General features: G+C 70.5%; 9 protein-coding genes. 5 read left to right on the top strand and 4 right to left on the bottom strand.

Annotation, left to right across the window (positions count from 1 at the left end; translation table 11 throughout):
• Window positions 1-338: 338 nt before the first annotated feature.
• From VGZ32_RS11680 to VGZ32_RS11660, 5 genes are read left to right on the top strand one after another with little or no spacing between them, the layout of a single operon-like run.
• Window positions 339-1,823 carry a sensor histidine kinase gene (locus tag VGZ32_RS11680; RefSeq protein WP_349263570.1) on the top strand — a complete coding sequence of 495 codons (1,485 nt, stop codon included), beginning with the start codon at window positions 339-341 and terminating at the stop codon, window positions 1,821-1,823.
• Between the two features lie 17 nt (window positions 1,824-1,840).
• Complete coding sequence (locus VGZ32_RS11675) at window positions 1,841-2,230, top strand: roadblock/LC7 domain-containing protein (RefSeq protein ID WP_349263569.1); 390 nt, start codon at window positions 1,841-1,843, stop codon at window positions 2,228-2,230.
• Window positions 2,227-2,583: a DUF742 domain-containing protein gene (locus VGZ32_RS11670; protein ID WP_326885968.1), complete on the top strand. Its 357-nt coding sequence runs from the start codon at window positions 2,227-2,229 to the stop codon at window positions 2,581-2,583. The genes VGZ32_RS11675 and VGZ32_RS11670 overlap by 4 nt, the downstream gene beginning before the upstream one ends.
• Window positions 2,564-3,190: a GTP-binding protein gene (locus VGZ32_RS11665; RefSeq protein ID WP_326885967.1), complete on the top strand. Its 627-nt coding sequence runs from the start codon at window positions 2,564-2,566 to the stop codon at window positions 3,188-3,190. Before VGZ32_RS11670 ends, VGZ32_RS11665 begins: the two co-directional genes overlap by 20 nt.
• Entirely contained in the window at window positions 3,187-4,680 is a 1,494-nt protein-coding gene (locus tag VGZ32_RS11660; protein ID WP_326885966.1) for a cytochrome P450, read from the top strand. The genes VGZ32_RS11665 and VGZ32_RS11660 overlap by 4 nt, the downstream gene beginning before the upstream one ends.
• 58 nt (window positions 4,681-4,738) lie before the next feature.
• Here the strand turns inward: VGZ32_RS11660 and VGZ32_RS11655 are convergent, their stop codons facing one another.
• The 4 genes from VGZ32_RS11655 to VGZ32_RS11640 all read right to left on the bottom strand — a co-directional run bounded on the left by VGZ32_RS11655 (window position 4,739) and on the right by VGZ32_RS11640 (window position 8,738).
• Window positions 4,739-5,701 (bottom strand): terpene synthase family protein, encoded by a 963-nt coding sequence (locus VGZ32_RS11655; protein WP_326885965.1) that lies wholly within the window; start codon window positions 5,699-5,701, stop codon window positions 4,739-4,741.
• A 442-nt stretch (window positions 5,702-6,143) separates the two neighbouring features.
• Complete coding sequence (locus VGZ32_RS11650) at window positions 6,144-6,716, bottom strand: dihydrofolate reductase family protein (RefSeq protein ID WP_326885964.1); 573 nt, start codon at window positions 6,714-6,716, stop codon at window positions 6,144-6,146.
• A gap of 35 nt (window positions 6,717-6,751) precedes the next feature.
• Complete coding sequence (locus tag VGZ32_RS11645) at window positions 6,752-7,348, bottom strand: helix-turn-helix domain-containing protein (protein WP_349263568.1); 597 nt, start codon at window positions 7,346-7,348, stop codon at window positions 6,752-6,754.
• A 418-nt stretch (window positions 7,349-7,766) separates the two neighbouring features.
• Window positions 7,767-8,738: a hypothetical protein gene (locus tag VGZ32_RS11640; RefSeq protein WP_326885961.1), complete on the bottom strand. Its 972-nt coding sequence runs from the start codon at window positions 8,736-8,738 to the stop codon at window positions 7,767-7,769.
• Window positions 8,739-8,743: the final 5 nt, after the last annotated feature.

The raw sequence follows: 8,743 nt of genomic DNA, 5'->3' as shown, positions 1-8,743 counted from the left end.
AAAAGATCTGACGGACATCAGAGCTCTTGCGCGTGGCAGGTTGTGGCGTGTGCGGGTTCTGACCAAGGTGTTTCGAAAGCGGCTATGCTGCCTTCGGCTCGGCGCGTGCGGCGTTTGCTCGGGCGATCCTCAGTTGCCGCGCGCACCACCGCGCCTACCCACCCACGAACACTGCCGATTCGAGACATCGCTGTCCGGCGACGCGCGTCAAGCCGTCGTTTTTTCCCACACCGGGCATCAGGCCGCGGTGTCTCTTCGGCCTGCCTTCGCGCCCCCGCAGGGGGCCCTGCGCGACCGCGGTCGCGCGGACCCGAACCGACGAGGAGTTGAGGATGCCGATGGCTCGTGCGCGCTCATCACCCGGAGATTCCCGGCCCCCCGCGCTCGCCGGGGTGGTCATACCCCCCGCCGTGATGGCCGCGTGCGTGGTCATCGCCGCCTCGCTGGTCTCGTCCGCGGCCCGGGTGCCGGTCGCCCTGTGCGGCGCGGTCGGGACCCTCGCGGTCGCCGCCCTGGCCGCGGAGGCCGCCCGCCGCGGCCGGCTCGCGGACGACCTGCGCCGTCGATACGCCGATCAGGACGCCGGCCTGCGCGGCCGCCTCGCCGAGCAGGAGGCGCAGACCGTCCGGCTCGCGGAGGTCGTGCTGCCCGAGGCGATCAACCACCTCCAGCGGGGCGACTCGGTCGACGAGGTGGTCGACGCCCTCACCGCGAGCGGCGAGCTCAACCCCGCCTTTCTGGCCGCGCACGAGGCGATGCTGCGCTCGGCGCTGGACGCGGTGAAGGCCGAGGAGGACCTGCGCGGCTCGGCGCAGCGCGCGTTCGTCAACATCGCGCGCCGCGTCCAGGCGATCGTCCACCAGCAGTTCCAGGACCTGCGCGAGATGGAGGACCGGCACGGCGGCGATCCCCGCGTCTTCGGCGATCTGCTGCACCTGGACCACGCCACGGCCCTGATCGGGCGGCTGGCCGACAGCATCGCGGTGCTCGGCGGCTCGCGGCCCGGCCGGCAGTGGCAGCAGAACGTGCCGCTGTTCAACGTGATGCGCGGCGCGATGTCGCGGATCACCGACTACCAGCGGGTCGAGCTGCACTCCGTGCTCGAGGTCGCGGTCGTCGGACCCGCGGTCGAACCGCTCATCCACGCGCTGGCCGAGCTGCTCGACAACGCGACGCGGTACTCGCCGCCGCACACCCGCGTGCACCTGACCGCGATCGAGGTCCAGTCCGGGGTCGCGGTCGAGATCGAGGACGGCGGAGTGGGCCTGAGCGAGGAGGCGCGGGTCCGCGCCGAGCGCGTTCTTTCGCAGATGACGGCCGGACTGGACCTGGTGGACCTGGGCGAGACTCCGCGCCTCGGCCTCTCCGTGGTCGGCCGCCTGGCCCACGCGAACGGCTTCCAGGTCTCGCTGCGCCCGTCGGCGTACGCGGGGGTGCGGGCGGTGCTCGTCATCCCGCGCGAGCTGGTCACCACCGTGCCGGCGCCTTCGGCGGCGATCCCCGGCGCGGGCGTGGTGACGGCGGCGGCGCGGCCGCCGGCACCCAAACCGGCGTCCAAACCGGCCCGCGTGCCGGAACCGCGCGAGGAAGAGTACGAACGCAACGGCCACGGCCTTCCCCAGCGCCACCGCCGCAGCGCGACCGCGGCCGCGGCCAACGGGACCGCTGCCAACGGGAACGCCGCCCACGCCCGGGCCGAGGCCCCCGTGCCGCCCGGCCTGTGGCTGGCGGCGTTCCAGAACGCCGTGTCGGGTGAGCCGTCGTCCGCGTCGCCACGCCCCGCGGGCGATGATCCGTCGAGCAAGGAAGGGGAGCAGCCGTGAGTCAGCTGCGGCCGAGCATGGACTGGATGCTCAAGGACCTCGCGGAGAGCGTCCCGGGGACCCGGAACGTGGTGGTGCTCACCGGCGACGGCCTGCGGATGGCGCAACACGGCACCGACGAGGACACCGCCGACCGGCTCGCCGCCGCCTGCGCCGGCCTGCAGAGCCTCTCGGTCGCGATCGCCTCGGAGTTCCCGGACGGCGACCGCACCATGCGCCTGGTCGTGATCGAGGTCGGCGGCGGCTTCTTCTACCTGATGGCGGCCGGAGCCAGGGCGTACCTGGCGGTCCTGGCCGACGAAGGCGTGGACGCAGGGCTGATGGGGCAGCAGATGCGCGACCTGGTCGCCCGCATCGGCGAGCACTTGACCAGTCCCCCGCGCGTCGAGGGGCCGGTGGTCGCGTGAGCGGACAACTCCCCGACTGGGACGAAGGCAGTCCCGAACGCCTTTACGTGATCACCGGCGGTCGCAGCGGTGGTGACGCCGCGGCGCTCGACCTGGTGACGCTCGTCGTGTCACGCTCCGAGCCCCGGCCCGGCATGCAACCCGAGCCCGCCGCGATCCTGCGGATGTGCCGGTACCCCCTGTCGGTCGCGGAGATCTCCGCGTATCTGCGACTCCCCTTCAGCGCCGCCGCGGTCCTGGTCGCGGACCTGGTGGCGGAGAACCTAGTGGAGGCGCGCGCACCGGTCACGGCCGGCTCGCTGCCGGACCCCGAACTGCTGAAAGCGGTGATGTATGGGCTCTCAAAGCTCTGAGGCGCTCGCCGAGCCTCGGCAGGAGGACGTCCTGCCGTCCTCCGTCGCCACGGCGGTCAAGATCGTCATCGTCGGCGGCTTCGGTGTCGGCAAGACCACGATGGTCGGGTCGGTGAGCGAGATCCGGCCGCTGACCACCGAGGAGACGATGACGCAGGCCGGAGTCGGGGTCGACGACCCCACCGGCGTGGAGCTGAAGACCGCGACCACGGTGGCGATGGACTTCGGCCGGATCAGCCTGAGCGACGAACTCGTGCTCTACCTGTTCGGAACTCCCGGGCAGGAGCGGTTCTGGTTCCTGTGGAACGGCCTGTTCCAGGGCGCGCTCGGTGCCGTCGTGCTGATCGACACCCGCCGACTGGCCGCCAGCTTCGACGTGCTCGGGCAGCTCGAGGAGCGCGGCGTGCCCTTCGTCGTCGCGATCAACCGGTTCCCGGACTCGCCGGACCACCCGGTCGAGCAGCTGCGCTCGGCCCTCGACCTGCCCGAAGCGGTGCCCATCGTCGACTGTGACGCGCGCGACCGCGCCTCCAGCCGCGACGTGCTGCTCGCACTGATGCGCTACCTGTTCACCCTCACCAATACCCCTGTGCCGGAGCTGTTGTGACCCTCCCCCACGATCTTCCCCAAGCCGACTCGGCGGCGGTCCCGCCCCCCGGCTGCCCCGCTCACGATCTCGTCCGGCTCTACGGCGGCGAGGCCGAGGCCGACCCCGCGGGCCTGTACGAGAAGCTGCGCGAACAGCACGGCCCGGTCGCGCCCGTCCTGCTCGAGGGCGATGTGCCGGCCTGGCTGGTGCTCGGCTACCGCGAGAACATGGACGTCGCGCGGACGCCGACGCGCTTCTCCCGCGACTCGCGCATCTGGCGGGACTGGCTGGACGGGAACATCAAGCCCGACTCGCCGCTGATCCCGATGCTCGGCTGGCGGCCCGACTGCGTGTCCCAGGACGGCGACGAGCACCACCGGCTGCGCGCCGCGGTCAACGACAGCCTGGCTCGCTTGGACAAGCACGGCATCCGCCGCCACATCCAGCGCTACGCGAACCAGCTGATCGACGGCTTCGCCACGGCCGGCAGCGCGGAACTGCTCGGCCAGTACGCGCAGCACCTGCCCATGCTCGTGCTCAGCCGCCTGTTCGGGATGCCCGAAGAGGTCGGTCCGCAGATGGTCGAGGCCTGCACCGGCCTGATCAAGGGCGGCGAGAAGGCGATGGCCTACCACGAGTACATCAACGAGGTGCTGAGCGACCTGACCGAGCAGAAGCGGGCGAATCCGGGCCACGACTTCGCGTCCTGGCTGATCGCGCACCCGACCGGGCTCACGCACGACGAGGTCATGAACCACCTGCGGCTCGTGCTCATCGCGGCGAACGAGACCACCACAAACCTGATCGCGAACACGCTGCGGGTGGTGCTCACGGACGCCCGCTTCCGCGCGTCCCTGACCGGCGGGCTGATGACGATCCCCGACGCGGTCGAGCAGGTGTTGTGGGACGAGCCGCCGCTGATGGTCTGCCCCGGCCGCTTCGCCACGGGCGACACGGAGTTCGGCGGCCAGCAGATCAAGCAGGGCGACCTGCTGGTGCTGGGCCTGGCCGCGGGCAACGCCGACCCGGCGGTGCGGCCCGACCCGGCCACGGCCGTGCACGGCAACCGGTCGCACCTCGCGTTCAACCGCGGGCCGCACGAGTGCCCCGGCCAGGACATCGGCCGGGCCATCACGGACACCGCGGTGGACGCGCTGCTCGTCCGGCTCCCGGACATCCATCTGGCCGTACCGGAGACGGACCTGAGCTGGACCTCCTCGACCTGGTCGCGGCACCTGGACCGGCTGCCGGCCGAGTTCACCCCGCGCCGCCCGGTGCCGACGGCGGCGGGCGGGGCCGGTAAGGCGCCGGCGGCAGCGAAGGGACGCATTCCGTCCACGGTGCCCGGGCAGCGCGGCCCGAGCGAAGCCGCGACCGCCCACCCGGTCGGCCCGGTGCCGCCGCCAACCGCTCCGGTCGCGTCGGCCGAACCCGGGCCGCCCGTCGCGGCCGCGCAGGCCCGGCCGTCCGGACTGCGCGCCCTGATTCGCCGGATCTTCGGCCGGTAGCCGGATCGCACGGAACCACCGGTGCCGCGGGCGGATCGCGCCTGCGGCACCGGTGCTTTCACTTCAGGGGGCCCTCGAAGGTGCCGATCGGGGGCAGGAGGTCGTCCACGGCGCCCTGCCCCTTGCGCTCGGCCTCCGCGGCCGCGCCGGCCTTGGCCTCGGCGTAGCGACCGGTTGACAGCGCCCAGTCGTAGTTTCCGCGGATCCAGTTGCGGATGCCCTCGACGCCCATGTCCACCGACCGCCGGCCGTCGGCGTCGAGGCCCAGCTCGTCGCAGAGTTCCGGCATCTTCGACTCAAGGCGCTCATAGAGGTTGAGGTGCCTGTTCGTCATGCGCACGGCCTCCTCGATGGCGACCTGCCGGGACCAGCCCCGGTCCCGGCGCAACACCGTGACGAGATTGTGGGGATCGCCGCGCCGTTCCTCGCGCTCGAGCGAGTGGATGTCGTTCATGTAGGCGATCGCGTCGGCCGCGGCATTGCGCATCGCCCGCATCAGCTCGTGCGCCTGGACCTGGACGGGCACCTCGAAGCCGCGGCTGCGCTCGGCCGCGTCGATCGAGTGGTGGATGCCGACCGTGATCCGGCGCAGGGCCACGTAATCGTCCAGGCCCAGCTGCACCCCCGCCGCGGACAGCCGCACCTCGTGCGAGTGCGCGGCCAGGAAGCGGGCCCAGGAGGAGGCGAAACGGTTGCGCCAGGACTCCGACATCCCCTCGGAGAGCCAGGACCAGACCTCCGCCCACGCCTCGGTGATCGGGCAGACGACGTCCGGCAGGGAGCCCGGCGGCCGGAACGGGATGGTGATCATCTCCTGGGCGACCGCCGTGACCCGTTCGGCGTGGCCCGCGGAGTTCGCGTCGAACTGGTCGTCGAACAGGAACGCCAACGAGAACCAGTTCATCAGCATATAGAGATCTTCGGCCGAAGCGTGGGGATAAGTACGCGCCGCCGCCTGGGGCAGATCCCAGGACTCGTACTCCAGCAGCCCGGCGTCGCTGCGCACCAGGCCACGGGACATCACCCAGTCGAGATGTCGGGTTCTGGCACGCTCGGCGTGTGGACTGACCGGCGCCGGAAAGGTTATGACGAAAGGTAGGTGTTGCGGCATCTCTCGCCTCTCATGCCATACCAGTGCCAGAACAGTCCTGGAGCGGTTTGCCCGGCACCGCATAGTCTGTTCGAACGCATCGCTGCGGGTCCTGCCCGGAATGAGGCTTCTGTAACCTCGTGTGTCGAGCGTTCACGTCAGAGGCGTGTGAGACGACAGCAGGCGTGAATCTGGGCTCTTCGAAGGAAGCCGGAGAAGCCCGATCCTCGGTGGCGTCTCCCACGGATACTAGACGGCCACAGCAGCCTGACAAGGCCGACCGATGCTGCTGCTTGGAATCAGCGCGCGCCTGCCGGCGGGCGGCCGAGTGCCACCCGCCAACAGGCGAGGATACGTAGATTTTCGGCCGTCGTCAGCGCACGACGTCGAAGACCTGCTTCTGCAGGCCGTTGGTGTAGGCCTCGTGCTCGACCAGCTTCAGCTTCTGCATGTCCTTGTCCGTGGCGCTGAACAGGCGCTTGCCGGCGCCGAGCAGCAGGGGGAAGACGAGCAGGTGGTAGCGGTCGATCAGGCCGGCGTCCGAGAGGCCGTGGTTCAGGCTGGCGCTGCCGTGGACGATGATCGGGCCTCCCTCGCCCTTCTTCAGGTCGGCGACCTCGTCGAGTGAGCGCAGGGTCGTGGTCTCGCCCCAGTTGGACACCAGCTTGTCCTCGGCGAGGGTGGTGGACACGACGTACTTCGGCATCGTCTTGTAGCGGGCGAACTCCGCCATGTCCGGCCACACCGGGCTGAACGCCTCGTAGCTGACCCGGCCCATCAGGATCGCGGCGGACTCCTCCTGCTCGCGCTGCTTGATTTCGAAGGCTTCGGGGACGAACTCGACGGTCTTGAAGGTCCATCCGGCGTTGCGGTATCCGGCTTCGCCGCCCGGGGCCTCCACGACGCCGTCGAGCGAGATGAAGGCGGTGCTGATCAGGGTACGCATGGTGATTCCTTAGTTGTCTCGTGTGTGGTTTCCGACTATGAGGCGCTGGGCTGCGCCGTGGGGATCTGGTGGAGGGCGACGACCACCCGGTGGCCTCGCCCTCCCGGGGCTGACTCGTCGTGGTAACGGCTGACGAGAGCTGCCACGGCCTTGGTCAGTTCGTCCGCGAACGCCGCGCGGTCGGCCGCAGAGGCGAACCGCACCTCAGCGTCTATGCCGAAGGTGGCCACCCGCCGCCCGGTCCCGGCGGCGCCCGTGAGCAGGGCCCCGACCTCCTGAACCAACCGCGCCCCCAGGGCCAGCAGCCAGCGGGCGGACAGCTGGTCGGGAAAGCGGGAAGGATCCGGGCTGACGGCGGCCAGGGCGCTGGGAGAGATCACGTAGGAAGCGGCGGTGGCGCGGTAGATCCGCTCGGTGACGTTGCCCTTGCGCCGCTGCTCGGCGAGCTCGACCAAGCCGTGACGCTCCAGTTCCTTCAGGTGGTAGTTGACCTTCTGCCTGGGCAGGCCCAGGCGGGCGGCCAGCATGGCGGCCGAGCCGGACTCGGCCAGCGCGGCGAGTACCCGGGACCGCATGGGGTCCAGGGACGACTCGGCCGCAGCCGGTTCTTCGATCACAGCAACGTCTAGCACCACTCCAGAATCCTACCGACAACTATATTTGTCAAGACAAGGTTTGTTGTCGGCCGTCGGTTTCGGAGCGCAACGCACGACCGGGTTGTGGAGCCCGCTGGAGTGCGGGTTCCACAACCCGGTGGGGGTGTGTTGGCGCGGCGCTACTGGACTGAGATCGGGACCGTGCCTGTCACGCCGTTGACGGTGACGCTGATGGTGGCCACCCCGGCGCGGTCGCGAAGGCGCTGGCGAGAGCTAAGGCACAGCCTGCGGCTATAAGGGGGCCACGGCGCGACGGCGTTCGTCTCATCGACTCGACTCCGAGGCTGGGGGGAGGGAAACGGTGAAGACGCATGGGCGGAATGACTTCCAGACCAGCACGTCGCCGCCGCCGGGTGCCGCGGGTGATCCGGACGACGAGGCGGTACTGCCGAGATCAGCGGAAGTCCAGGAGATCTTCCAGCTGGAGATTCAGCACCCTCGGGTCGTCGGCCGACGGCAGCCGGTCGCGCGCGGCCGCGTCGAGTGAGAGCTCTGGGTCGCTTGCGGCGCCGAGCACGGCGACGTCTTCGATGAGCTCCCTGACCAGCAGGGCCACCCGCTTCTGGTCGCTCGGGACGAAGTCGGGGCAGTTGATCGCCCGGATCACGGCTTCCTTGCTATACCGGTCGTAGGCGTCCTGCTCACCACGCAGGAAGGCGGCCCGCGCCTGCCTGATCAGCTGGTCGAGCTCGGGCTGGTGCCAGTCGTCCCGTTCGGTGGTGCATTCGAGCCGCAGGACGAGGTAGTCGCGTCCGGTGATCGGCGCGTGCCCGCCGGGCCCGTCCAGCACCAAGCGGCCCTCGTGGATCGCCAGAGTGCCGGGCAGCTCGCCGGGCTTGGCATCGACAACCACCAGGTGACCGGGCACAAGGAGATTTCCGGAGTAGCCGGTCGCCTGGGCCGCCCAGTGCACGCCGAGCACCGGGGCGTGATCGGCGTCGGCGAGCACCCGGTCCAGCGACTCGGACACCTTTTCGACGACGTCGAGCGCCGCCGACAGCGGGGGGACGAGCAGCGGCTTCAAACCGCCCGCGAGCATGGCCGCGCCGGCCAGGAGGCTTTTGGTCGAGGTCTTGTAGAGCGCGCCTTCGATCTCGACGACCCCGCCGGTGAACGGCAGCAGCGGCGTGACCTCGTACTTCAGGTACGCTCCCGAGGCCGCGACCGATTCGGGAAGCTGGGAGAAGCTGGTGAACGGGGCGCTGGTCCGTCCGAGCAGCCGCAGCGCGAGACCGCCGTGAAGCACCGGGAAGTGCTCGGCGCCCCAGGAGCGGCGGTGCGCGAGGAATCCCTCCTCGAGCCAAAGGCGGACGTATCCCTGGTCCGCGCGCAATGGCCCGGCGCCGGGCTCCTCAAGATATTTCACGGTGG

This window comes from Actinocrinis sp. (genome assembly GCF_035938995.1).
Taxonomy (GTDB): domain Bacteria; phylum Actinomycetota; class Actinomycetes; order Streptomycetales; family Catenulisporaceae; genus DASZGI01.
The sequence above is the reverse complement of the archived record's forward strand: the minus strand, read 5'-3'. Positions and strand labels throughout refer to the sequence as shown.

What these genes read in the sequence shown, in the direction of transcription:
- VGZ32_RS11680 (WP_349263570.1), top strand. Translation starts at nt 339, where the DNA reads ATGGCTCGTGCGCGCTCATCACCCGGAGATTCCCGGCCCCCCGCGCTC.
- VGZ32_RS11675 (WP_349263569.1), top strand. Translation starts at nt 1,841, where the DNA reads ATGGACTGGATGCTCAAGGACCTCGCGGAGAGCGTCCCGGGGACCCGG.
- VGZ32_RS11665 (WP_326885967.1), top strand. Translation starts at nt 2,564, where the DNA reads ATGGGCTCTCAAAGCTCTGAGGCGCTCGCCGAGCCTCGGCAGGAGGAC.
- VGZ32_RS11655 (WP_326885965.1), bottom strand. Translation starts at nt 5,701, where the DNA reads ATGTCCCGTGGCCTGGTGCGCAGCGACGCCGGGCTGCTGGAGTACGAG.
- VGZ32_RS11650 (WP_326885964.1), bottom strand. Translation starts at nt 6,716, where the DNA reads ATGCGTACCCTGATCAGCACCGCCTTCATCTCGCTCGACGGCGTCGTG.